The organism is Streptomyces sp. NPDC059743, assembly GCF_042732975.1.
Classification (GTDB): Bacteria; Actinomycetota; Actinomycetes; order Streptomycetales; family Streptomycetaceae; genus Streptomyces.
On sequence record NZ_JBHWGS010000015.1, the window covers coordinates 1 to 22,440 of the forward strand.

Below are 22,440 nucleotides of genomic sequence, written 5' to 3' on the forward strand. Positions count from 1 at the left end.
GCGGTGCAGTCCTAGACAGCTCCACCACACCGGAGGTCTTCGCCATGATCAAGCACCGGCACGTGTCAACAACGCTCGTGATCAATACACCTAGGCCCTGTCCGGCGGATCACGGTCGGAGCCATAAGCGGATCGCGGCGGCGGTTACGGTGCCATGGAAGACGTAGGCCCTCTTGAGGACCTCGATCATCTGCGGTGCGTCGCCCCACTGGCCGGGCGTGAGCAGGAAGGCCATCGGCCGGCATCCGCCTTCACCCGCGAGGTGGATCTTGCAGGTCAGGCCGCCCCGGGACCGTCCGAGTCCTTCGTCGGGGCGGTGGTGCCGGGGCGTTGTCCTTTTTTCGGGACGCGTGGCTTCCCCTTCCGGGCGCCGGCCGCGTGCTGATGGGCACGGCAGGACGTCGAGTCGACGCCGACCATGCTCCAGTCGATCCGGCCCCCGAGATCGGCGTCGGCCTGGACGGCGCGCAGGATCCGGTCCCACGTGCCGTCCGCCGACCAGCGCCGGTGCCGCTCATGGACGGTCTTCCAACCGCCGAAACGCCCGGGAAGGTCGCGCCACGGTATGCCCGTTCGGACCCGGAACAAGATCCCGTTAATCATCTTCCGGTGATCGGTCCACCGTCCGCCACGCCGTCCCGATACCGGCAAGTACGGCTCCAGCCGGACCCACTCCGTATTCGTCAGATCACCCCGCCCCATACCGGGTACAACGAGCAGGCAATCCGACGGTCACACGATCCGCCAGACACTGCCTAGACGCCCAGGAGACCTTCACGGCAGCCCAGGAACTCCTCGCCGCCCGTGGCCGCGGACCCCAGGAGAACAAGGGCCGCCGCAGCCGCAACCACTACATCTTCCGAGGGGCCATGACCTGCGGTCTGTGCTCGCGGAAGATGCAAGGCCAGCAGAGCCACCACGAGCCCTACTACCGCTGCCGCTTCCCCGAGGAGTACGCGCTCGCCAACCGGATCCAGCACCCCCGCAACGTCTTTCTCCGGGAAGCGGACGTCATCGGCCCGCTCGACTCCTGGCTCGTCCGGGCATTCGCCCCCCACCGACTGGAAACCACGCTCACAGCCCTGGCCGAGGCAGCCAGGAACGACACCGAGGACAACGGCGCGGAGACGGAGCGGATCCAGCAGCAGCTCCGTGAGTGCGACACCAAGCTCGCGCGCTACCAGGCCGCCCTCGACGCCGGCGGAGACCCGGCCACTATCGTCGGATGGACGAATCAGGTCACGGCCGAGAAGACCAAAGCCCAGGCACGCCTGCGCGCGATACCCCGGAAGGCGGCCTCGTCGAAACAAGACATCAAGACCCTCATCACCGGCCTCGGCGACATCATCGCCGCGATCCACGGCGCCACGCCTCAGGAGAAGGCCGCCGTCTACCGCAGCCTCGGCATACAAGGCACCTACCACCCCGGAAAACACCAGGTCCGGACAGAGGCGAACCTCTATCCGGACCTGGTCACTGCTTCCGCATCACCCCGTGGGGTAATGGTTCGTGTCCGAGGGGGGACTTGAACCCCCACGCCCGATAAAGGGCACTAGCACCTCAAGCTAGCGCGTCTGCCATTCCGCCACCCGGACGAGTGGTCGAACCGCGGGTTTGTGCGCGGCGACGGGGATAACGATACCAGGGGATCGGGGTGGTCCTCACCCGTATATGTGGTGGTCAGGGGGCGCGTGGGGGGCCGTGTGGGATATGCCGTACGGCACCCCACGCGCTCGCGGGGCGGTGTCAGTGGCTGTCGGTCAGGGGCAGGGTCAGGGCATCAGGTGGTAGTCCGGGAAGTTGCCCGGCGGGCGTTCGCCCGGAGGGCCGTCCGTGACCGCTCGTACGAGGAGTTCCCCGCCGACGAAGGCGCCTCGCCAGGAGTGGCCGAAGCCGCCGAAGAGTTCGTCGCGGTCGCCGCGGGAGCGGGGCTTGCCGTGGCCTACCTTGAAGGCGCGGATCTGCGGGGAGAGCCGGGCGTAGGTGGCCGGGTCGTCGGTGGAGAGAGTGGCGACGAGGGCGCCGTTCGAGGCGTTCATCGCGGCCAGCAGTTCCGCCTCCGTGTCGACCAGGACGATGGTGTCGACCGGGCCGAAGGGCTCCGCGTGGTGCAGCGGTGAGGACGGCGGCGGATTGAGGAGAGTCACCGGCGGGAGGTACGCGCTGGTGTCCTGGCCAGGCAGGAACAGACCGTCGGACAGCGATCCCTCGTGCAGCGGGACCGCGCCGCGGCTGATCGCCTCGGCCACATGGTCCGCCAGCTCCTTGGCCTTGGCCGCGTTGATGAGCGGCCCGAAGTCGAGCTCGGGCAGCGGGTCCCCGGACTGCTCGACCGCCAGGGGATGGCCCAGCCGGATGGAGCGTACGGCGGGCAGATACGCCGCGAGGAAGTCCGCGAAGAGCGAGCGCTGGACGACAAAGCGCGGATACGCCGTGCAGCGCTGCTTGCCGTAGTCGAACAGCTTGGGGATGACGGCCGTCAGGGCGCTCCAGTCGCTGTAGTTCCAGATGCCCCAGGTGTTCAGTCCCTCCTGTTCGAGCACATGGCGCTTGCCGAGGTCGGCCACCGCGGTGGCGATCCTGGCGCCGGTGTCCCGGCCGCCGACGAAGGAGACACAGCCGATCTCCGGTGAGCGCACGAGCGCCTCGGAGAGCTCGCCGCCGCTGCCGCTGACCAGGGTGATCGGGATGCCCTCGCGGACGGCGAGCGCGGAGGCCAGCGTCAGACAGGCCACTCCCCCGTCGGTGGGAGCCTTGGCGATCACGGCGTTGCCGGCCAGCGCCTGCACCAACATGGCGTGGACCAGGACCGACATCGGATAGTTCCAGCTCGCGATGTTGGAGACCGGGCCCGCCAGCGGGCTCCGGCCCTCCAGCATCCGGTCCACGTTGTCCACGTACCAGCGCACGCCGTCGATCGCACGGTCGACGTCGGCCTGGGCGAGGCGCCACGGCTTGCCGATCTCCCACACAAGGAGCAGGGCGAGCAGTTCACGGTGTTCGGTGAGCGCGTCGAGCGTGGCGCTCACCCGCGCCTTGCGCACCGTGAGCGGAACGTGCCGCCACACGCGGTGCTCGTCCAGACAGGCTCGCACAGCCTGCTGGGCGGTGGCCGCGTCCAGCCGCGGCGGGCCCGCTATAGGACTCCCGTCGACCGGGCTGGTGGCGGGCAGGGCGCGGCCGTCGGACTGCCACGAGCCGGCCCAGAGATTCAGCACACGGTCGTCCTGGAAGGCCTCGGGCGCCACGGCGAGGCAGCGCTCCCAGGCGTCGGACCAGGCTGTGCCGGGCTTCAGCGACAGAGTCAATTGAGGAGTGAGGGTGGGTGCCATTGAGGGTCTCCGCTTTCAGGGGCGGGAAATGACATGGCTCGGCTTGCCTGCCGTGGAAGCCGGAAGGCAAGGAGTGGTGATGTAGGTGGAGATAGCAGTGGAGATGGAGAGAATCAGGTCGTCATGGGACTCGTCATGGGACGCGATCTCTTGCTTATTTCGACTTACTCGGCTTACTTGACGTCGGCTTGCGCCGCGGCACGCACTCCGTTCAATTATGAGTGACGTCACGTGTCGCCGCGAGGCGGTCGAGGACCAGCCTCGCCGTCTCCGAGGGAGTCGAGCCGACCCGTACGCCGACCGCCTCCAAGGCCCGTTTCTTGGCCTCGGCCGTCCCTGAGGAGCCGGAGACGATCGCCCCCGCGTGCCCCATGGTCTTGCCCTCGGGCGCGGTGAATCCGGCGATGTAGCCGATCACCGGCTTGCTGACACGGGCCGCGATATAGGCCGCCGCCCGCTCCTCCGCGTCGCCGCCGATCTCACCGATGAGCACGATGATCTCGGTGTCCGGGTCGTCCTCGAACGCGGCGAGGCAGTCGATATGGGTGGTGCCCACGACGGGATCGCCGCCGATTCCTACCGCCGAGGAGAAGCCCGTCTCGCGCAGTTCGTACATGAGCTGATAAGTGAGCGTGCCGGATTTGGAGACGAGTCCGATCCGGCCGGGCTTGGCGGCGATGTCCGCCGGGATGATGCCCGCGTTGGACTGTCCTGGACTGATCAGTCCGGGACAGTTGGGACCGACGATACGGGTGCCCCGCTCCTTCGCGTACGCCTGGAAGGCGACCGCGTCATGGACCGGGATGCCCTCGGTGATCACGACCGCCAGTTCGATGCCCGCGTCCGCGGCCTCGATGACGGCGGCCTTCGCGAACGGCGGCGGTACGAAGACGACCGTGACATCCGCGCCCGTCGCCTCCATGCCTTCACGCACCGAGCCGAAGACGGGCACGGCGCGGTCGTCGAAGTCGACGGTACGGCCCGCCTTGCGCGGGTTGACACCGCCGACGACATCGGTGCCGGCGGCGAGCATCCGCCGGGTGTGCTTCATGCCCTCGCCGCCGGTCATGCCCTGGACGAGGACCTTGCTCTCCTTGGTCAGAAAGATCGCCATGGTGTCCGCTCTCCTTGAGCCGGGTGGCCGGATCCGGGTGGTCGGGCCTCTTGGTGCCGGACGTGCCGGACCTCTTGGTGGTGAGGCGTCCTGGCCGGCTATCCGGCGGACGCCAGTACGGCGGCCTGGCGGGCCGCCCCGTCCATCGTGGTGACCTGGTCCACGAGCGGATGCGCGCGGTCCGCGAGGATCGCACGGCCGCGGGCGGCGCTGTTGCCGTCGAGGCGCACCACGAGCGGCTTGGTCAGCCGCACCGATTCCAGGGCCTGGACGATCCCTTCGGCGACGGCGTCACAGGCCGTGATGCCGCCGAAGACATTGACGAACACGGACTTGACGTCCGGATCGGAGAGGATGACGGACAGCCCGTCCGCCATCACCTGCGCGGACGCCCCTCCCCCGATGTCGAGGAAGTTGGCGGGACGTGCGCCGCAGCCGGCGACCACATCGAGAGTCGACATGACCAGGCCCGCGCCGTTGCCGATGATGCCGACCTCGCCGTCGAGCTTGACGTAGTTGAGCCCCTTGGCCGCCGCGGCGGCTTCGAGCGGATCGGCGTGCGGATCCTCTCCGGTGTCGCCCCAACGCACCTGCCGGAAGCGCGCGTTGTCGTCAAGAGTGACTTTGCCGTCGAGGGCGATAATCAGCCCGTTCGCCGTACGTACCAAAGGGTTCACCTCGACCAGCAGGGCGTCCTCGCGGACCAGCACCTGCCACAGCGCCTGGAGTACCGGAACGGTGTCCGGAGGCAGCTTCGCGGCGGCGGCGATCTCCGCCGCCTTGGCCTCGGTGACTCCCTCCCTGTGATCGATCGGGATACGGGCGACAGCCTCCGGACGGCTGGCCGCGACCTCCTCGATCTCCATTCCGCCCTCGGCCGAGGCGATCGCGACGAAGGTCCCCGCCGCACGGTCGAGGACATACGAAACGTAGAACTCGGCTTCGATGTCGACTGGTTGAGCGAGCATCACCTTCCTGACGGTGTGGCCCTTGATATCCATGCCGAGGATCTGACGCGCGGTCAGTTCGGCGGCGGCCGGGTCGATCGCGAGCTTGACGCCGCCCGCCTTCCCCCGGCCGCCCGTCTTCACCTGTGCCTTGACGACCACACGGCCGCCGAGACGCTCGGCGGCGAACCGGGCCTCCCTGGCCAGTTCCACCACTTCGGCCTCGGGCACCGGGATGCCGTAGTCCGCGAAGAGTTCTCTTGCCTGGTGCTCATACAGATCCATGCCGGCTCCCATTTGACGAAAGTGCCGCACGCCCCCTGGACACCATCCACCGGATGCGGGATAACAAGCTTCATACAGTATTCGTCGACTGTATGCAATGTACCGGGAGGGCCACCGCCCTCCCCTACGAAGGGACAGGACCGCCCTCATGTCCGATGCCAGCCAGGAGCTTGTTTCCGGTGGTCATCTGGTCGCCAAGGTACTCAAAGCGGAAGGTGTAGAGGTCGTCTACACCCTCGGCGGCGGCCGGATCACCGACCTCCATGACGGCTGCGCCGACGAAGGCATCGACGTGGTCGGCGTACGGCAGGAGCGGACGGCCGTCCATGCCGCCGACGGCCACGCGAGGATCACCGGCCGGCCCGGCTGCGCGCTGGTCACCTCCGGTCCCGGTATCACCGACGCCCTCACCGGCGTCGCGGGCGCGTTCCGCGCCGAGTCCCCGATGCTGCTCATCGGCGGCCGGGGCGCGGACGGCCGGCACACGATGGGGTCGCTCCAGGAACCGCCGTACGTGGACCTGATGGACCCGGTCACCAAATTCGCCGCCACCGTGCCGGACCCGGCACACGCGGCCGGCCTGGTGTCGATGGCGTTCCGCGAGTGCTACCTCGGCGCGCCCGGCCCGTCCTTCCTGGAGATCCCGAGCGATGTACTGGATGCCAAGGTGCCACTGGAGAAGGCCCGGATCCCCGAGGCCGGTCACCACCGGGCCCCGGCCCGCGCGGCCGGTGACCCCGAGGCCGTCGAGAAGCTCGCCGATCTGCTCGTCCGGGCCGAGAAGCCGGCCGTCCTGCTCGGCGGCCAGGTCTGGACGACCCGTGGGACGGACGCCGCCGTCGCGCTGGTGCGGGCGCTGAACGTACCCGCCTATACGAACGGAGCGGGCCGTGGCACCCTGGCGCCCGGCGATCCGCACCACTTCGAGCTCTCCCGCCCGTACGCGTTCGCCAACGCCGATCTCATCGTCGTCGTCGGCACTCCGTTCGACATCCGCGTGGGATACGGCACACGGCTCTCGCCGACCGCGACCGTCGTCCAGATCGATCTCGACCACCGCACCGTCGACAAGAACCGCGACATCGATCTCGGCATCACGGGCGACGCGGGCCTGGTGCTCTCGTCGGCCACCGAGGCCGCGAGCGCGCGGATCGACTCGGGCTCCGTCCGGCGCAAGGCCTGGCTGGAGGAGCTGCGTACCGCCGAGCGGACGGCGGCCGACAAGCTGCTGCCGCAGCTCACCTCGGACGCCGCGCCCATCCACCCGTACCGGCTGGTCCATGAGATCGACCGGTTCCTCACCGAGGACTCGGTCTACATCGGCGACGGCGGCGGCATCGTCACCCTCGCCGGCCAGATCGTCCAGCCCAAGTCCCCCGGTCACTGGCTGGATCCGGGCCCGCTCGGCACGCCCGGTGTCGGCATCCCGTTCGTCCTCGCCGCCAAGCGGGCCCGGCCCGACAAGGAGGTCGTGGCGCTCTTCGGCGACGGCGCCTTCCCGCGGACCGGCTGGGACTTCGAGACCCTCGTCCGTCACAACCTGCCGTTCGTCGGCATCATCGGCAACAACTCCCCGATCGATCCGACCCGTTACGCCGAGGCCGCCGCATACGGCCACAAGCGTGAGCGGGCCGGCGGCCACCACCTCGGAGACATCAGCTACGACACATTCGCCCAGATGCTGGGTGGTTACGGCGAAGAGGTACGCGACCCGGCCGACATCGCGCCCGCGCTCCGGCGGGCCCGCGAGTCCGGGCTGCCCTCGCTGATCAACGTCCGGGTCGATCCCGACGCGTACGTCCCCGCAACCATGAACCAGACCAGGTACAAGTAGAGGAGCCCCCTCATGACGCAGGCTCTTGAGACCGCAGTGGGAACGAAGGCGCTCACAGGCATACGGGTGCTGGACATGACGCACGTTCAGTCCGGGCCCTCGGCCACGCAGTTGCTCGGCTGGCTCGGCGCCGACGTGCTGAAGCTGGAGGCACCCACCGGCGACATCACCCGTAAGCAGCTCCGTGACATCCCCGATGTCGACTCGCTGTACTTCACGATGCTCAACTGCAACAAGCGGTCCATCACCCTCAACACCAAGACGGAGCGCGGCAAGGAGATCCTCACGGAGCTCATCCGCCGCTCCGATGTGATGGTGGAGAACTTCGGTCCGGGAGCCGTGGACCGTATGGGGTTCACCTGGGAGCGCATCCGGGAGATCAATCCGCGGATCGTCTACGCCTCCATCAAGGGCTTCGGCGACGGCCCGTACACCAACTTCAAGGCGTACGAGGTCGTCGCGCAGGCCATGGGCGGCTCGATGGCCACCACCGGCTTCGAGGACGGGCCGCCGCTCGCGACCGGCGCGCAGATCGGCGACTCCGGCACCGGCATCCACGCCGTCGCCGCCATTCTCGCCGCGCTCTTCCAGCGTGAGCACACCGGCCGCGGCCAGCGCGTCAATGTGGCGATGCAGCACGCCGTGCTCAATCTCTGCCGGGTGAAGCTGCGCGACCAGCAGCGGCTGGCCAACGGCCCGCTCGCCGAGTACCCGAACGAGGACTTCGGCGACCAGGTGCCGCGCAGCGGCAACGCGAGCGGCGGCGGCCAGCCCGGCTGGGCGGTCAGATGCGCGCCCGGCGGCCCCAACGACTATGTGTATGTGATCGTCCAGCCCGTCGGCTGGCGGCCGGTCACCGAGCTGATGGGCCGGCCCGAGCTGGCGGACGACCCGGAGTGGGCGACGCCGGAGGCCCGGCTGCCCAAGCTGAGCAAGATGTTCCAGCTCATCGAGGAGTGGACGAGCACCCTGCCCAAGTGGGAGGTGCTGGAGAAGCTCAACGCCCACAACATCCCGTGCGGACCGATCCTCTCCACCAAGGAGATCATCGAGGACGCCTCGCTGGCCGCGAACGACATGGTCATCGAGGTCCCTCACCCCAAGCGCGGTTCGTTCACCACCGTCGGCAACCCGCTGAAGCTCTCCGACTCCCCCGTGGACGTCGTCACCTCACCTCTGCTGGGCGAGCACAACGAAGAGGTGTACATCGGCGAGCTCGGTCTCGACGACGAGGAACTGCGCCTGCTCAAGTCGAACGGAGTCATCTAGCCGATGGACAGCACGGAACCGAATCAGCAGGCCGTACGGGCGGTCCTGGACGCCGCGCTCGCCGCAGGCCGTACGGCCCTGACCGCTCCCGAGGGGAAGGCCGTCACGGACGCGTACGGCATTCCCACCCCGGCCGAGGCGCTCGCCGAGACCGTCGACGACGCCGTGGCTCTCGCGGACCGGATCGGTTTCCCGGTCGCACTGAAGATCGTCTCTCCGGAGATCCTGCACAAGACGGAGGCGGGCGGTGTGAGAATCGGCCTGAATTCGACCGCGGAGGTACGTGGCGCTTTCCTGTCGATCGTCACCAATGTCCGGGCGTACGACCCGGAGGCGCGGATCTTCGGCGTCCAGGTGCAGCAGATGGTGCCGGCCGGTACGGAGGTGCTGATCGGCACCGTCACCGACCCGACCTTCGGCAAGATCGTGGCCTTCGGCCTCGGCGGAGTCCTGGTGGAGGTCCTGAAGGATGTCACTTTTCGGCTCGCGCCGGCGACGAGGGACGACGCGCTGTCGATGCTGGACGGGATCCGCGCCGCGGAGATCCTGCGCGGCGTGCGCGGCGGCGCGGCCGTCGACCGGGAGGCGCTGGCCGGGCTGGTGGTCAAGGTGTCACGGCTGGCGGCCGACTTCCCCGAGATCGCGGAGGTCGACCTCAATCCGGTGTTCGCGTCCGAGAACGGGGTGATGGCCGCCGACGTACGGATCCTGCTGACCAGGGAGGTTCCGGCCGCGCGGCGTACGTACACCCGCGAGGAGATCCTCGCGTCCATGGGACGGCTGATGAAGCCCGCCTCGGTCGCGGTGATCGGGGCCTCCGGCGAGCAGGGCAAGATCGGCAACTCGGTCATGCGCAATCTGATCGACGGCGGTTTTCCGGGCGAGATCCATCCGGTGAACCCCAAAGCCGATGACATACTCGGCCGTAAGGCGTACAAGAGCGTGATGGACGTGCCTGGTGAGCCTGATGTGGCGGTCTTCGCGATCCCCGCGAAGCTCGTCCCGGCGGCCCTGGAGGAAGTCGGCCGCAAGGGCATACCGAACGCCGTGCTGATCCCGTCCGGCTTCGCCGAGAGCGGCGAGCACGAACTCCAGGCGCGGATCGTGTCCATCGGCGAGGAGTACGGCGTACGGCTGCTGGGGCCGAACATCTACGGCTACTACTCCACCTGGCAGGACCTCTGCGCCACCTTCTGCACACCGTACGACGTCAAGGGCGGCGTGGCGCTGACCTCGCAGTCCGGCGGTATCGGTATGGCGATCCTGGGCTTCGCCAGGACCACCAGGACGGGCGTCTCGGCGATCGTCGGCCTCGGCAACAAGTCGGACCTCGACGAGGACGATCTGCTGACCTGGTTCGGCGAGGACCCGAACACGGACTGCATCGCGATGCATCTGGAGGACCTCAAGGACGGGCGCGCCTTCGTGGAGGCGGCGCGCGCGACCGTACCGAAGAAGCCGGTGGTGGTCCTCAAGGCCGGGCGCACGGCGGCCGGGGCCAGGGCGGCGGGCTCGCACACCGGCGCGCTCGCCGGTGACGACGCGGTGTACGACGACATCCTGCGGCAGGCCGGTGTCATCCGGGCGCCGGGGCTGGGCGAGATGCTGGAGTACGCGCGGGCGCTGCCCGTGATGCCCACTCCGCGGGGCGGCAATGTCGTGATCATCACGGGCGCGGGCGGCTCCGGTGTGCTGCTCTCGGACGCCCTCGTCGACAACGGTCTGTCGCTGATGGAGATCCCGCCGGATCTGGACGCGGCGTTCCGTGCCTTCATCCCGCCCTTCGGCTCGGCCGGCAATCCGGTGGACATCACCGGTGGTGAGCCTCCCTCCACCTACGAGGCGACGATCAGGCTGGGCCTGGAGGATCCGCGGATCCACGCGCTGGTGCTCGGGTACTGGCACACGATCGTCACTCCGCCGATGGTCTTCGCCGAACTGACGGCGCGGGTCGTGGCGGAGTTCCGGGCCCGTGGCATCCACAAGCCGGTGGTGGCGTCGCTCGCGGGCGATGTGGAGGTGGAGGAGGCGTGCCAGTACCTCTTCGAGCGCGGTGTGGTGGCGTACCCGTACACCACGGAGAAACCGGTCGCCGCGCTCGGTGCGAAGTATCAGTGGGCGCGGGCTGCGGGGTTGCTGTGATACGCCGCGAGCACACCGAAACGGCCGGGGGTACGGGGGTTGCCCCCGGGAGAACACAGCCGGTGGGCACGGGCTGCGGGGCTGCTGTGATACGCCGCGAGCACACCGCATCCGCTGATATGACACACCGTCAGAACACACAGTCGTCCGGTGGACCGGGTTTCGTACCCGGGGCCGCCGGAGGTCCGGGGGTTGCACCCGGGACAACACAGCCAGTGGGCCAGGACCGCGGGATCTTCACGAGACACCGTCAGTTCCGTATCCCTGGCAAACCTGGCGCACCGTCAGAACGGCACACCGGTCAGGTGGTTGGGAGGTTACCGATGACCTAGCCCGCCCGGGGCAGCACGAAAGGTTTTGGACAGGGGGCGCTGGCCAGCTCTTTCGATGCAAGGGGTGCAACACCACATGACAACTACCGAGATCCCTACTTCCGTCCCCTACAAGGAGGTGACGGACGGCAACGGCCGTGTGTACCGGATCGGTGAGACCGACCGGCACATCATGGGCCGTCCCCGATGGACGATGGTGCTCTTCCCTTGGATGGGAATGATGGGCATCAGTTCGTCGGAGTACGCGTTCACCTCGGCGGAGGACACTCTGCACGAGGCACACCTGTGGAGCAGCGGGCATATCTTCTGGCTGATGGGTGTCTGGATCTTCTTCCAGGCGGCCGTGGCCTTCCCCGCAGGGCAGCTCCGTGAGAGCGGCAAGCTGCCCGCCCGGTACGCCATGATGCTCGGCGCGCTGGGTACGGTCCTCGGCTATCTCTCCCTGGCCTTCGCGCCGCATGTGATCGTGGCGTACATAGGCTTCGGAATGTTCAGCGGCATAGGCGCGGGTCTGGTCTATGCCACCTGTGTGAACATGGTCGGCAAGTGGTATCCGGAGCGGAAGGGAGGCAAGACCGGCCTCGTCAACGGCGGTTTCGCCTATGGCTCCGTGCCCTTCGTCTTCCTCTTCACCTCGTACATGGACCTGAGCAACTACCAGACAGTTCTGGTGGCTGTCGGTGTCATCTGCTGCCTGGTCGTCGCCGTCGCCGGCTGGTTCTTCAAGGACCCGCCGAAGTACTGGTGGCCCACGGGAGCGGACCCGCTCAAGACGTCGGAGGACCCCCGTATCCGGCGTGCGCTGGCGAAGAACCCGCCGGCGCTGAAGCAGTACACACCGAAGGAAGCGGCACGGACACCCGTGCTGTGGATGATGTGGTTCTGCCTGCTCTGCACGGCCGGAATCAATATCTTCGGTATCGCCTTCCAGGTGCCCTTCGGCAAGGACATGGGCTTCGCGGGCGGGATCGTGGCAACCGCGATGTCGCTCAAGGCGATCGTGAACGGAACGGGACGCGGTGTCATCGGCTGGATCTCCGACCGGTACGGACGCCGTAACACACTGATCTTCGTCTGTCTGGTCCTGGGCAGCGCGCAGTTCGGTGTGCTCGTCTCCGGCTCCATGGGAAGCATGCCGTTCTTCCTGTTCTGCTCGATGGTCTCCGGCTTCGGCGGCGGCGCGATCTTCCCGCTCTTCGCGGCGATGACGGCGGACTACTTCGGCGAGAACAACAACGCTTCCAACTACGGCATGGTCTACAGCTCCAAGCTGATATCCGGCCTGGTCGGCTCCGGTATGGGAGCCGTGGTGGTGGCCGCCTGGGACTACGAGGGCGCGTTCATCATCGCCGGAAGCATCGGTCTCGCATCGGCGGTACTGGCCTTGTTCCTGAAGGCGCCAGGCAGGCCGAGTCACAAGAAGATCCAGCCCAACCCCAACCCGATCGGTCGGGAGATCGCCTGAAATGACAGCACAACCTCTCTCCGGTACGTCCGCGTCGGCTTCGGCCGGCGCGGGCTACCGCGAAATCACCGACGCACGCGGCCGTGTCTATCGGATCGGTGAATCCGACCGGCAGATCCTCGGCCTCCCCCGCTGGACGATGGTGGCGCTGCCCTGGCTCGCCATGCTCGCCATCAGCGTCTTCGAGTACGCCTTCGGGGCTGCGGAGGAGACCCTGTCCAAGGCTCATCACTGGAGTTCGACGAACACCTTCTGGGTGCTCAGCGTCTGGATCTTCTTCCAGGCCGCCGTCTCCTTCCCGGCCGGCCGGCTGCGGGAGAAGGGCATCCTCAACAGCAGGGCGGCCATGCTCATCGGCTCGTTCTTCTCGCTGGTGGGATTCGTCAGCCTCAGTCATGCGCCGAACATCTGGCTCGCGCTGGTGGGCTTCGGCCTGCTGGGCGGGCTCGGCTCCGGACTGATCTACTCGACCTGTGTGAATATGGTCGGCAAGTGGTACCCGGAGCGCAGGGGCGGCAAAACCGGGCTGGTCAACGGGGCGTTCGCCTATGGCGCCGTGCCGTTCATCTTCCTCTTCACCTACGGTTTCGACACCTCGAACTACCACACGGTGCTCGATCTGGTGGGGATCTATGTCCTGGTGCTGACGCTGGTCTCGGGCCTGTTCTTCAAGGATCCGCCGAAGAACTGGTGGCCGGAGGAGGTGGATCCGCTCAATATCGCCGGGGATTCGAAGACCGGCAGGGCTCTCGCCAAGAACCCGCCCGCGGTACGGCAGTTCACGCCGAAGGAGGCGTTGAAGACGGGTGTGGTGCCACTGATGTGGCTCTGCATGCTCTGCTGTGCCGGTGTGTCGATCTTCGGTATCTCGTTCCAGGTGCCGTTCGCGAAGGAGATGGGCTTCGGCCCGCTCATCGCGGCGTCGTCCATGGGTGTGATGTCGGTGATCAACGGCACCGGGCGTGGTGTGGTGGGCTGGCTGTCGGACAAGCTGGGCCGGCGGACCACGCTGACCTATGTGTGTCTGACGCTGGCCGTGGCCCAGTTCGGTGTGCTGTGGGCGGGCGAGATCCGCAACCAGACACTGTTCCTGGTCTTCGCCTTCCTGTCGGGCTTCGGCGGCGGTGCGTTCTACCCGCTGTTCGCCGCGCTGGTGCCCGACTACTTCGGGGAGAACAACAACGCCTCGAACTACGGCATGGTCTACAGCGCCAAGCTGATCAGCGGCTTGTTCGGCGGTGGTCTCGGCGCGGTCGTGGTGGCCTCGTGGGGCTTCGTCGGCGCGTACGTGGCATCCGGTGTGGTCTCGCTGATCGCCGCGGGACTCTCACTGGTACTGCGGCAGCCCGGCGGTCCGGAACGCGGGCGAAGGAGTGTCGTACTGCCGTGGGCGCGTACGCGCGCGCCGGGTGAGGCGCCCGCCTGACCCGGTGAGGGCGGGCGTCATCACACAGACGGCCCTCCGCGCGGCTTCCTCGGAAGTCGCACGGAGGGCCGTTCTCCGTGTGTGGCAGGCGTTGTGCGCGGCGGACGTTACCGCCGTTCGCGCAGCGAGTGCAGATGCGCGGAGGACTTCTGGGCGAAGGTGATCGAGTCCACCGGCTGGTCGTGCTCGACCTGCCAGTGGTGGTCACGGCGGCCACCGCGGGTCTTGTTCACCGCCGATATGAAGCGCTGGTAGTCGATGTCACCGTCACCGACGTCCACCATCCGGTACCCGTCGCGGGCGGTGATGTCCTCGATGCCGTCCTTGACATGGAAGAGCGGATAGCGGTCGGGCTGCTTGAGCACATAACGCAGCGGATCGAAGGGCGCGGGCTTGCCCTCCGCAGTCTTGCTGAAGCGGAACTGGCCCGCGAAGGCCCAGTAGATGTCCATCTCCAGATAGACCAGATCGGGATCGGTCTCGGCCAGCAGTACGTCGTAGAGACGGACGTCGGGCTGGTCGGTGGCGAAGGAGAACTCCTCCGCGTGGTTGTGCTGGTAGAACTTCAGCCCACGCCGTCTGGCCGCCGCGCCATAGGTGTTGAAGTCCTCGGCGGCCCGCTTCCAGGCGTCCACGGTGGAGCCGTAGCGGAACGGTCCCGAGGCCGTTCCCACATGTTCCAGACCGAGGGTCTGGGCGTCGTCCAGGACCTTTTCGAGGTTCTGGGCGAAGCTGTAGGCGTCCGGGTTGTTGTTGTCGTAGTAGTTGACATGGCTGCCGATGGGCTTGAGCCCATGGTTCCTGGCCAGCCGCTTGAGCTGAGGCAGTGTGATCTCTCCGGCGGAGCCCTGGGTGTATCCGGCGAACTCGATCTCGTCGTAGCCGAAGCGCTCCAGCTCGTCGAAGACCTTGGCGAAGCCGATCGTGGAGACCTTGTCGCGCAGCGAGTAGAGCTGGATGCCGAGGCGGCCCGGAGGCAGGACCGGCTGTCCCTTGCCGTGTCCGTGCCCGTGCCCATCGCCGTGGCCATGTCCCTTGCCGTGTGCGGCGGCCGGGGTGGCCGCGGCACCGAGGACCGCGGCGGCGGTGGCGCCGGCCGCGACTCCGAGCATGCTCCGTCTGCTGAGCTTCTGCGCGAGCTCGGGATCGGCTGACTTCTTGCGGCTCATTGCGGAACTCCTTCTGTCAGTGGGGTGTCAGTGCAGTCCGGCAAGGTGGAGGAGGAGTGACTTCACATCGGTGGCCGCGACACGGCCATCGACGGCATCGGGGGTGGAGCAGAGGATGAGCGGACCTTCCTCGTCGCTCGCGGGAAGCCGCCCGTGGCTGCCGCGGATCGGTGAGGGATCGAGAGGCACGACCGCGAGCCGGTAGCGCATACCGAGCTTCTTGCGGGCGATCGCCTTGGCCGCCTTGAGCTTGACGTACGGATCGAGCGGATCCATGAAGAGCTCGACCGGGTCGTATCCCGGCTTGCGGTGGATCTCGACAAGCTGGGCGAAGTCCGGCGCCCGGTCGTCGTCCAGCCAGTAGTAGTACGTGAACCACGCGTCGGGTTCGGCGATGGCGACCAGTTCGCCCGAGCGCGGATGGTCGAGACCGTGCGCCTTCTTGCCCTCGTCGTCCAGGATCTCGTCGATACCGGGCAGGTCCTGGAGCGCCTCACGGGTCGCGTCGAGATCCTCGGGACGGCGCACATAGACATGGGCGAGCTGGTGGTCGGAGACGGCGAAGGCCCGGGAGGCCATCGGATCGAGATACTCCATGCCGTCCTGGGTGTGGACCTCCAGCAGCCCGGCCCTGCGCAGCGCCCGGTTGATGTCGACGGCCCGGGAGACCCGGGTGATGCCGTACTCGGAGAGCGCGACGACGGTACGGCCCTCCTCCCTGGCGTCGGCCAGGAGCGGTGCCATCGCGGTGTCCAGCTCGGCCGCCGCGCGGTGGGAACGCGGGTCGTCGGGACCGTAGCGCTGGAGGTCGTAGTCGAGATGCGGCAGATAGCAGAGCGCCAGATCGGGTGTGCGGGTGCGGATGATGTGGCGGGTGGCGTCGATGATCCACTGGGAGGAGACGATGTCGGCGCCCGGGCCCCAGAAGTGGAAGAGCGGGAACGTGCCGAGCTTCTCGGTGAGTTCGTCGTGCAGCGCCGGCGGACGGGTGTAGCAGTCGGGCTCCTTGCGGCCGTCGGCGTAGTAGACCGGGCGCGGGGTGACGGTGTAGTCGGTGTCCGCGCCCATCGCGTACCACCAGCAGATATTGGCGACCGTATAGCCGGGATGGACACGGCGGGCGGCGTCCCAGAGCTTGTCGCCGGAGACCAGACCGTTGTGCTGGCGCCAGAGCAGTACGTCGCCCAGCTCGCGGAAGTACCAGCCGTTGCCGACGATGCCGTGTTCGGCCGGGAGCGTGCCGGTGAGGAAGGTGGACTGCGCGCTACAGGTGACGGCGGGCAGCACCGTGCTCAGCGGAGCCTGGGAGCCGGTGCCCGCCAGCTTGCGCAAGTTCGGCATGTGCGCGAGGAGTTGAGGCGTGAGCCCGACGACATCCAGCACCAGCAGCGGCGTTGGCTTCGGGGCCGGGGCCGACTCCGGGGCCGGGGCTTCGGCGGCGGTGTCGGCCGGCGGTGCGGCCGAGGTCTCGGTCATGGCAGCTCCTTCAGGCCGAGGTCGACCAACAGGTCGCGGGCCAGGGTGAGTTCGGCGGCGATGCCCTCGGCGAGCTGCCCGCGCGAGCGCGGACGCAGCTGGACCGGGAGCGCCTGCCAGGTATAGGTCTCGACCTCCAGATGGCGGGTCCGCGGCGCGGCGCCGCCGATCAGCCTGGTCAGGGCGTCCTGGAGCACGGGAAGCGTGGAGGTGAGCGGCGGCGCGGGCGGCGCGTGCAGCGGGACATGGAAGTGCGCGCGCCAGGGAGCGCCGTCGGGCAGCGCCTCGCCGCCGAGTGCCTCGTCCAGATCGTCGGTGCCGCGCAGCCCGGCGGCGGTGCGCGTACGGGTCTGGTGGAGGAAGCGCGGCTCGGCGAACGCGCCGAGGGCCTCCCGTACCTCCGGCAGATGCGGGTTCTCGGCGTGCAGCGCGGCGGAGAGCTGGGCCTTGGGGATGACGACACCCGCGGCCTCCAGCGCGCCCAGGGCGGTGGCCGGATCCTCGAAGGAGGTGGCGAGATGGCAGGTGTCGATACAGATGCCGATCCGGTCGCTGCCGATCTCCGTGAGCGGGCCGATCGCGTCGGCGGTGGTCTCGACGGTGCAGCCGGGCTCCGGTTCCAGGGCGATCCTGATGGACTTGCCGGTCAGCTCCTCCAGCGCGTCGAGCCGTTCGGCCAGCGTGGTCAGCGCGGTGCGGGCGGCACCGGCCGCGGTGGCGTCGAAGGCGGTGCGCCAGGCGAGCGGGAGGGTGGAGACGGAGCCCTCGGTGACATCGTCCGGCAGCAGCGCGGCCAGCAGCCTGGCCAGATCGCTGGTGTGGGCGAGCCGCTCGGGATCGGCCCAGTCCGGCTTGTAGACGCGGTACTTGACCTCTTCGGCGCCGAATCCCTCGTACGGAAAGCCGTTGAGCGTGACGACTTCGAGGCCGCGCCGGTCCAGCTCGGCACGGAGTCCGCGCAGCGCGGCCGGATCGTTGATCAGGGCCTGGGCCGCGCCCTTGGCGAGCCAGAGGCCGATGCCGAGACGGTCGCGGCCGAGCCGTTTGCGTACCGGCTCGCAGTGGTCGCGCAGTTGGGCGAGTACGCCTTCGAGATTCTCGGCGGGATGGACATTGGTGCAGTACGAGAGATGGACGGTGGAGCCGTCGGGATGGCGGAAGCGCATGGGATCACTCCCCGCCGCGGAGAATGGAGTTGCCCTCGTGGAGGGCCTCCGGCGCGGGGACGTCGAGCTGGAGTCTCCCGCTGAGCCCGTAGAAGGCGACGGGATTGCGCCACAGGACCTTGTCGACGTCGTCCTCGCCGAAACCGGCGGCGAGCATCGCGTCCGCGACCTTGCGGGTCTTGAGCGGATCGCTCTTGCCCCAGTCCGCGGCCGAGTTGACGAGCACCTTGTCGGTGCCATGGGCCTTGAGGACGGCGACCATCCGGTCCTCGTCCATCTTGGTGTCGGGATAGATGGAGAAGCCCAGCCAACTCCCGCTCTCCGCCGCGTCCTTGACGGTCGTCTCGTTGAGATGGTCGAGCAGGACCCACTCCGGGTCCAGCGCGGATTCCCGTACGACGTCGACGGTGCGGCGCAGACCGGACAGCTTGTCGCGGTGCGGAGTGTGGACCAGCGCGGGCAGTTGGTGGTCGGCGGCGAGCTGGAGCTGTGCGGCGAGCGCGGTGTCCTCGGCCGGAGTCATGGAGTCGTAGCCGATCTCGCCGACGGCGACGACACCGTCCTTGACGAGATAGCGCGGCAGGGCGTCCAGCACGGGCGCGCAGCGCGGATCGTTCGCCTCTTTGGGGTTGAGGGCGAGTGTGCAGTGGTGGGCGATGCCGTACTGGGCGGCGCGGAACGCTTCCCAGCCGAGGAGCGCGTCGAAGTAGTCGAAGAAGCTCGCCGGAGAGGTACGGGGCTGGCCCAGCCAGAAGGACGGCTCGACCAGGGCGCGCACACCGGAGGCGTACATCGCCTGGTAGTCGTCCGTGGTGCGGGAGGTCATATGGATGTGGGGGTCGAAGATGCGCATCAGGACTCCTCGCCGGTCAGATTCAGCGCGTGGTGCAGGTCGGCGGGTACGGGACGGCCGGCCGCGGTGCGCTCGGCCGCGAAGTCGGCGAGCATACGGGCCAGTTCGGCGTCTCCGTGGGCGCGTCTTTCCAGGCCGTCGACGGCGGTGACGGGCACTTCGGTGAAGAGGCATTTGAGGATGGCGTGCCGCCAGCCGTGGGAGTCGAGATGGGCGGCGGCGTACGGACCGACGGCGGCGGCCACCAGCCGGGTGTCATTGGTCCGCAGGGCGTCCTCGATCAGCGGCAGCGCGCCGGGTCCTGTGACGCGGTGAGGCAGGGCGAGCAGCACGGCGCGGCGTTCGGCGGCGGTGCCCTGGTGGTAGAGCCGGGTGAGGACGGTGAGGTCGGCGCGGGCCCGCTGGAGGAGCAGGACGCGTACGGAGTCGGCGTGTTCCTGGCCGCAGTGGCGTCCGGCGGCGGCGAAGCGCAGCTCCCAGGGCGCGACGGCGGGAGCGACGGCAACGTTGTCGCTCTCTCCGGTGCGCCCGGCGTCCACGGCTGCGTAGGCGGCTGCGTCGGCGGCCTCGGCCAGGGCGGTGTCGAGCCACGCCCGGGCGGCGGCGTCCAGGCCGGGAGCCAGATCCTCGCGGGTCGGCGGCTGGTTCGAGGTCATGCTGCTCCCTTCGTACGGAGGAAGTCCATGGAGGTACGGGCGAGTTCGGGGCCCGCGTGGGAGTGGCGCGGCAGTTCGACCACGGTCAGGCCCTCGTAGCCGGTGGCGGCCAGCGCGGCGAGCACCGGCGGGAAGTCGATCTCGCCGTCGCCGAAAGGCAGATGCTGGTGCACTCCGCGCCGCATGTCCTCGATCTGTACATGGCGCAGCCAGGGCGCGGCCTCACGGATGCAGTCGGCGGGCGGAGCAGGCTCCAAGCACTGGCAGTGGCCTATGTCGAGGGTGAGGCCGAGCGGATCGGGATCGCCGAGACGGTGTCTGAGCTGATGGAAACCGGCGAGGTCCGAGAGGAGATGGCCGGGCTCGGGCTCGACGGCGAGCGGGATGTCGGCGTGCTCGGCGGCGTCGACCACAGGTGTCAGCGACTCTTCGAGCCGCTTCCAGGCGGTGTCGGTGTCGGTGCCCGGCGGAGTGACACCGCTGAAGCAGTGCACGGCGTGCGCGCCGAGATCGGCGGCGACCTGAACGGCCGTCAGCAGCAGCCCGGTGCGGGCGGCGCGGCCCTCCGGCTCGGCGTCGAGCAGTGTGGGCCCGTGCTTGCGGCGTGGATCGAGCACATAGCGCGCACCGGTCTCGACGGTGACACTGAGCCCCAGCTCGCCCAGCCGCCGGGCGACACGCTGAGTGCGGGCGGCGAGGTCGGGCGCCATCGGATCGAGATGCATATGGTCGAGAGTGAGCCCGACACCGTCGTAGCCGAGATCGGCGAGGAGCGCGAGCGCGTCGTCGAGCCGGAGATCGGTGAGCCCGTTGGTGCCGTACCCGAAACGCAGACTCATGTCAGGCTCACTTTCCGTGCGAATTTCCGTGCCAGTGGTACGAGCGCCATGATTCCCAGCGCGGTCCCCGCGGCCCCGCCGCGTGCGGCGAGCGCCGCCTGGAGCGGGATCATCGCCCGGATCCCGCCGCCGACGGCGCGCTGGGTGAGCGGCGGCGAGGGATTGAGCACGGCGTGCGCGAGGGGCTTTCCGGCGGTCCCGGCGTATACGGCGGCGAGGCCGCCGGCAGCCAGGGCGTCGGCGGAGACCGGGCCGCCGCGACGCCACCGCCCGGTCAGGCCGCCGAGCACGGCGGTGCCCATGAGCGCGGCGAGCGGCGCGAGCGTGGATCCGCCCTGCGCCTCGCGGCGCGACACGACGGTGACGCCGACGGTATGAGCCCCGAGCACGGCGGCGGCAGGCAGAGCCTTGCGCGCGGCCTCCGCGCCGACGCGCGGTGCGACGGCGCGCGGTGCAACGGCGGCGGCGCGTTTCGACGCCGTGGCCGTCGCGCCCAGAAGCAGGTCCAGGGAGCGGGCCGCGCCCATGGCCAGTGGGCCCGCCTGGGTGTGCTTGAGGCGGAGGTCGTACGACCAGACCGCGGCGGCCAGCGCCGTACCGACCGCCAGGGACGGGCGGCCGGCCCGCGAGGCGAGTGCCAGGCCCGCGGCGGTCAGCCCTGCCGCCGCCGTCAGGGCCGCCGCCGGGCTGATCCGGCCCGACGGGATGGGACGGTGCGGGCGGTCCACGGCGTCCTCGTCGCGGTCCGCCCAGTCGTTGAGCGCCATGCCCGCCTCGTACAGACAGAGCGAGGCGCCCACGGCCAGCGCCGTACCGCGGTTGGGTCGTGCGCCGAGGGCCGCCGCGCCGGCCAGGGCGTCGCCCGGGACCGTGAACAGGGCCGACACCCGCAGCAGTTCCGCCCAGGCACGCACCCGCCCGCGTACGTTCACCGGCTCTCCCGCAGCCGTTCGGCGAACGCCAGCAGCGCCTCGAACTGCTCGGCGAGCGCCGCGGGCCCGCTGTCCGGATCCTTGAAGTAGAAGCCGAGACCGGGCAGCGGACCGCTCAGTCCCGCCTCGTGCGCGCGCGACACCAGCCGCGCCAGGTCGAGCACCAGAGGCGCGGCGAGCGCCGAGTCGCAGCCCTGCCAGATCGTCTGGAGGATCATCCGCGAGCCGAGGAAGCCGTCGAAGGCGATATGGTCCCAGGCCGTCTTCCAGTCGCCCAGCGCCGGCACGTCGTCGATATGCACCTCGCCCTCGGGCGCCGTGCCCAGTGTGTCGGCGAGTACGCGCTCCTTGCCCGCGTTCTTGGCCGCCGCGGCAGCCGGGTCGGCCAGCGCCGCTCCGTCCCCGCCGCCCAGCAGATTCGTGCCCGACCAGGCCCGTACGGTCAGGGCACGCTGCACGAACATCGGGGCGAGCACGGAACGGAGCAGCGTCTGGCCTGTCTTGCCGTCGCGGCCGGCGTGGGGAAGTCCGGCGGCCTCGGCGGCGGCTGTGAGGGCCTCGGTGCGCAGCCCGGTGGACGGTGTGAAGTTGACGTACGAGCAGCCGGCCCGGACCGCCGCCGCCGCGTACAGCGAACTGGCGGGCAGCCGCGGATCGTCCGGCGCCGGGCTGGGCTCGGTGGAGGAGACATTGACGACGACGGTCCGCGCGACGCCCGTACGGCGGGCGAATCCGGCGATGTCGTCGGCGAAGGCGGCGATGAGTTCCTCGTCGCTCCTGGTGTCGCCCGGCTGTGGGCCGCCGGTCCTTATCTCCTGGTCGGCGGCGGTCAGTTCGGCGTGGATGGCGGCGGGCAGACCGTGCGGCAGCACTCCCGCGACGGTCAGCTCCTCCGCCCGCTTGGGCAGCGGACAGCTCGCCGTGTCATGTCCGCCGAAGACGAGTGAGGAGAGCGCGGGCAGGCCCGTACCCGCGAAGGGCGCGGTCTCGGTGACCATGCCCGTCGCGGGATGGAGGCCGGCCGTGACCGCCGCGCATCCCGCGACAGCCGTCGTGGCGACGGAGCCGCGCGCTCCGACGAACCAGACTCCGGTGCGTACTGCAGTCGATTCCGTACCGCTCGTCGTCACGGGCTGCCTCCCTGCCGATGGTGTGGTGGTGGTTGATGGACGGTGCTGGACGGTGCTGGTCGGTGCTGGTCGG

Annotated in this window: 17 protein-coding genes, 1 tRNA gene and 1 pseudogene; 6 read left to right on the forward strand and 13 right to left on the reverse strand. The window is 69.0% G+C overall.

Annotated elements, in window-relative coordinates; translation table 11 throughout:
• Positions 1-160 precede the first annotated feature (160 nt).
• Positions 161-702: pseudogene (locus ACFV6H_RS25610) on the reverse strand (IS5 family transposase); the annotation flags it as partial.
• 194 nt (positions 703-896) lie between these two features.
• Between ACFV6H_RS25610 and ACFV6H_RS25615 the strand changes: the two are divergent.
• Positions 897-1,529 carry a hypothetical protein gene (locus ACFV6H_RS25615; protein WP_385546253.1) on the forward strand — a complete coding sequence of 211 codons (633 nt, stop codon included), beginning with the start codon at positions 897-899 and terminating at the stop codon, positions 1,527-1,529.
• On the opposite strand, the gene ACFV6H_RS25620 is transcribed toward ACFV6H_RS25615, so the two are convergent.
• The 4 genes from ACFV6H_RS25620 to sucC form a co-directional block, all read right to left on the reverse strand.
• Positions 1,511-1,595 (reverse strand) — tRNA-Leu (locus ACFV6H_RS25620). The two genes, ACFV6H_RS25615 and ACFV6H_RS25620, sit on opposite strands and share 19 nt — an antisense overlap.
• 177 nt (positions 1,596-1,772) lie before the next feature.
• A complete protein-coding gene (locus ACFV6H_RS25625) occupies positions 1,773-3,332 on the reverse strand; it encodes an aldehyde dehydrogenase family protein (RefSeq protein ID WP_385546256.1) in 1,560 nt (519 codons plus the stop codon).
• A 211-nt stretch (positions 3,333-3,543) separates the two neighbouring features.
• Positions 3,544-4,446: a succinate--CoA ligase subunit alpha gene (gene sucD / locus ACFV6H_RS25630; RefSeq protein WP_384986723.1), complete on the reverse strand. Its 903-nt coding sequence runs from the start codon at positions 4,444-4,446 to the stop codon at positions 3,544-3,546.
• A gap of 98 nt (positions 4,447-4,544) precedes the next feature.
• Entirely contained in the window at positions 4,545-5,678 is a 1,134-nt protein-coding gene (sucC, locus tag ACFV6H_RS25635) for an ADP-forming succinate--CoA ligase subunit beta (RefSeq protein WP_385546260.1), read from the reverse strand.
• Between the two features lie 148 nt (positions 5,679-5,826).
• Here sucC and ACFV6H_RS25640 point away from each other — a divergent pair, with 148 nt between their 5' ends.
• The 5 genes from ACFV6H_RS25640 (at position 5,827) to ACFV6H_RS25660 (ending at position 14,146) form a co-directional block, all read left to right on the forward strand.
• Positions 5,827-7,512, forward strand: coding sequence for a thiamine pyrophosphate-binding protein (locus tag ACFV6H_RS25640; protein WP_385546263.1), 1,686 nt, complete (start codon positions 5,827-5,829; stop codon positions 7,510-7,512).
• A 12-nt stretch (positions 7,513-7,524) separates the two neighbouring features.
• Positions 7,525-8,781, forward strand: coding sequence for a formyl-CoA transferase (gene frc, locus ACFV6H_RS25645; protein ID WP_093599270.1), 1,257 nt, complete (start codon positions 7,525-7,527; stop codon positions 8,779-8,781).
• A 3-nt stretch (positions 8,782-8,784) separates the two neighbouring features.
• Positions 8,785-10,923 carry an acetate--CoA ligase family protein gene (locus ACFV6H_RS25650; RefSeq protein ID WP_385546266.1) on the forward strand — a complete coding sequence of 713 codons (2,139 nt, stop codon included), beginning with the start codon at positions 8,785-8,787 and terminating at the stop codon, positions 10,921-10,923.
• A gap of 408 nt (positions 10,924-11,331) precedes the next feature.
• Complete coding sequence (locus ACFV6H_RS25655; protein WP_384986716.1) at positions 11,332-12,720, forward strand: OFA family MFS transporter; 1,389 nt, start codon at positions 11,332-11,334, stop codon at positions 12,718-12,720.
• Position 12,721: 1 nt separating this feature from the next.
• Complete coding sequence (locus ACFV6H_RS25660; protein ID WP_385546270.1) at positions 12,722-14,146, forward strand: OFA family MFS transporter; 1,425 nt, start codon at positions 12,722-12,724, stop codon at positions 14,144-14,146.
• 107 nt (positions 14,147-14,253) lie between these two features.
• On the opposite strand, the gene ACFV6H_RS25665 is transcribed toward ACFV6H_RS25660, so the two are convergent.
• The 8 genes from ACFV6H_RS25665 to ACFV6H_RS25700 are packed head-to-tail and all read right to left on the reverse strand — an operon-like array spanning position 14,254 to position 22,367.
• The gene (locus ACFV6H_RS25665; RefSeq protein WP_385546277.1) at positions 14,254-15,315 is read right to left on the reverse strand and encodes a sugar phosphate isomerase/epimerase family protein; all 1,062 of its coding nucleotides are present in this window, start codon (positions 15,313-15,315) and stop codon (positions 14,254-14,256) included.
• A 27-nt stretch (positions 15,316-15,342) separates the two neighbouring features.
• A complete protein-coding gene (locus tag ACFV6H_RS25670) occupies positions 15,343-16,791 on the reverse strand; it encodes an alkaline phosphatase family protein (RefSeq protein WP_385546280.1) in 1,449 nt (482 codons plus the stop codon).
• Complete coding sequence (gene eboE, locus ACFV6H_RS25675; protein WP_384791840.1) at positions 16,788-17,957, reverse strand: metabolite traffic protein EboE; 1,170 nt, start codon at positions 17,955-17,957, stop codon at positions 16,788-16,790. Before eboE ends, ACFV6H_RS25670 begins: the two co-directional genes overlap by 4 nt.
• A 4-nt stretch (positions 17,958-17,961) precedes the next feature.
• Complete coding sequence (locus ACFV6H_RS25680) at positions 17,962-18,810, reverse strand: TatD family hydrolase (protein ID WP_384791843.1); 849 nt, start codon at positions 18,808-18,810, stop codon at positions 17,962-17,964.
• Entirely contained in the window at positions 18,810-19,466 is a 657-nt protein-coding gene (locus tag ACFV6H_RS25685; RefSeq protein WP_385546285.1) for an EboA domain-containing protein, read from the reverse strand. Before ACFV6H_RS25685 ends, ACFV6H_RS25680 begins: the two co-directional genes overlap by 1 nt.
• Complete coding sequence (locus tag ACFV6H_RS25690; RefSeq protein ID WP_384986706.1) at positions 19,463-20,305, reverse strand: sugar phosphate isomerase/epimerase family protein; 843 nt, start codon at positions 20,303-20,305, stop codon at positions 19,463-19,465. The genes ACFV6H_RS25685 and ACFV6H_RS25690 overlap by 4 nt, the downstream gene beginning before the upstream one ends.
• Positions 20,302-21,237 (reverse strand): SCO3242 family prenyltransferase, encoded by a 936-nt coding sequence (locus ACFV6H_RS25695; protein WP_384986704.1) that lies wholly within the window; start codon positions 21,235-21,237, stop codon positions 20,302-20,304. Before ACFV6H_RS25695 ends, ACFV6H_RS25690 begins: the two co-directional genes overlap by 4 nt.
• Complete coding sequence (locus tag ACFV6H_RS25700; protein WP_385546290.1) at positions 21,234-22,367, reverse strand: inositol-3-phosphate synthase; 1,134 nt, start codon at positions 22,365-22,367, stop codon at positions 21,234-21,236. The genes ACFV6H_RS25695 and ACFV6H_RS25700 overlap by 4 nt, the downstream gene beginning before the upstream one ends.
• Positions 22,368-22,440 lie beyond the last annotated feature (73 nt).

What these genes read in the sequence shown, in the direction of transcription:
- ACFV6H_RS25650 (WP_385546266.1), top strand. Translation starts at nt 8,785, where the DNA reads ATGGACAGCACGGAACCGAATCAGCAGGCCGTACGGGCGGTCCTGGAC.
- ACFV6H_RS25625 (WP_385546256.1), bottom strand. Translation starts at nt 3,332, where the DNA reads ATGGCACCCACCCTCACTCCTCAATTGACTCTGTCGCTGAAGCCCGGC.
- ACFV6H_RS25690 (WP_384986706.1), bottom strand. Translation starts at nt 20,305, where the DNA reads ATGAGTCTGCGTTTCGGGTACGGCACCAACGGGCTCACCGATCTCCGG.
- ACFV6H_RS25655 (WP_384986716.1), top strand. Translation starts at nt 11,332, where the DNA reads ATGACAACTACCGAGATCCCTACTTCCGTCCCCTACAAGGAGGTGACG.
- ACFV6H_RS25660 (WP_385546270.1), top strand. Translation starts at nt 12,722, where the DNA reads ATGACAGCACAACCTCTCTCCGGTACGTCCGCGTCGGCTTCGGCCGGC.
- sucC (WP_385546260.1), bottom strand. Translation starts at nt 5,678, where the DNA reads ATGGATCTGTATGAGCACCAGGCAAGAGAACTCTTCGCGGACTACGGC.
- eboE (WP_384791840.1), bottom strand. Translation starts at nt 17,957, where the DNA reads ATGCGCTTCCGCCATCCCGACGGCTCCACCGTCCATCTCTCGTACTGC.
- frc (WP_093599270.1), top strand. Translation starts at nt 7,525, where the DNA reads ATGACGCAGGCTCTTGAGACCGCAGTGGGAACGAAGGCGCTCACAGGC.
- ACFV6H_RS25685 (WP_385546285.1), bottom strand. Translation starts at nt 19,466, where the DNA reads ATGACCTCGAACCAGCCGCCGACCCGCGAGGATCTGGCTCCCGGCCTG.
- ACFV6H_RS25665 (WP_385546277.1), bottom strand. Translation starts at nt 15,315, where the DNA reads ATGAGCCGCAAGAAGTCAGCCGATCCCGAGCTCGCGCAGAAGCTCAGC.
- ACFV6H_RS25680 (WP_384791843.1), bottom strand. Translation starts at nt 18,810, where the DNA reads ATGCGCATCTTCGACCCCCACATCCATATGACCTCCCGCACCACGGAC.
- ACFV6H_RS25615 (WP_385546253.1), top strand. Translation starts at nt 897, where the DNA reads ATGCAAGGCCAGCAGAGCCACCACGAGCCCTACTACCGCTGCCGCTTC.
- ACFV6H_RS25670 (WP_385546280.1), bottom strand. Translation starts at nt 16,791, where the DNA reads ATGACCGAGACCTCGGCCGCACCGCCGGCCGACACCGCCGCCGAAGCC.
- sucD (WP_384986723.1), bottom strand. Translation starts at nt 4,446, where the DNA reads ATGGCGATCTTTCTGACCAAGGAGAGCAAGGTCCTCGTCCAGGGCATG.
- ACFV6H_RS25640 (WP_385546263.1), top strand. Translation starts at nt 5,827, where the DNA reads ATGTCCGATGCCAGCCAGGAGCTTGTTTCCGGTGGTCATCTGGTCGCC.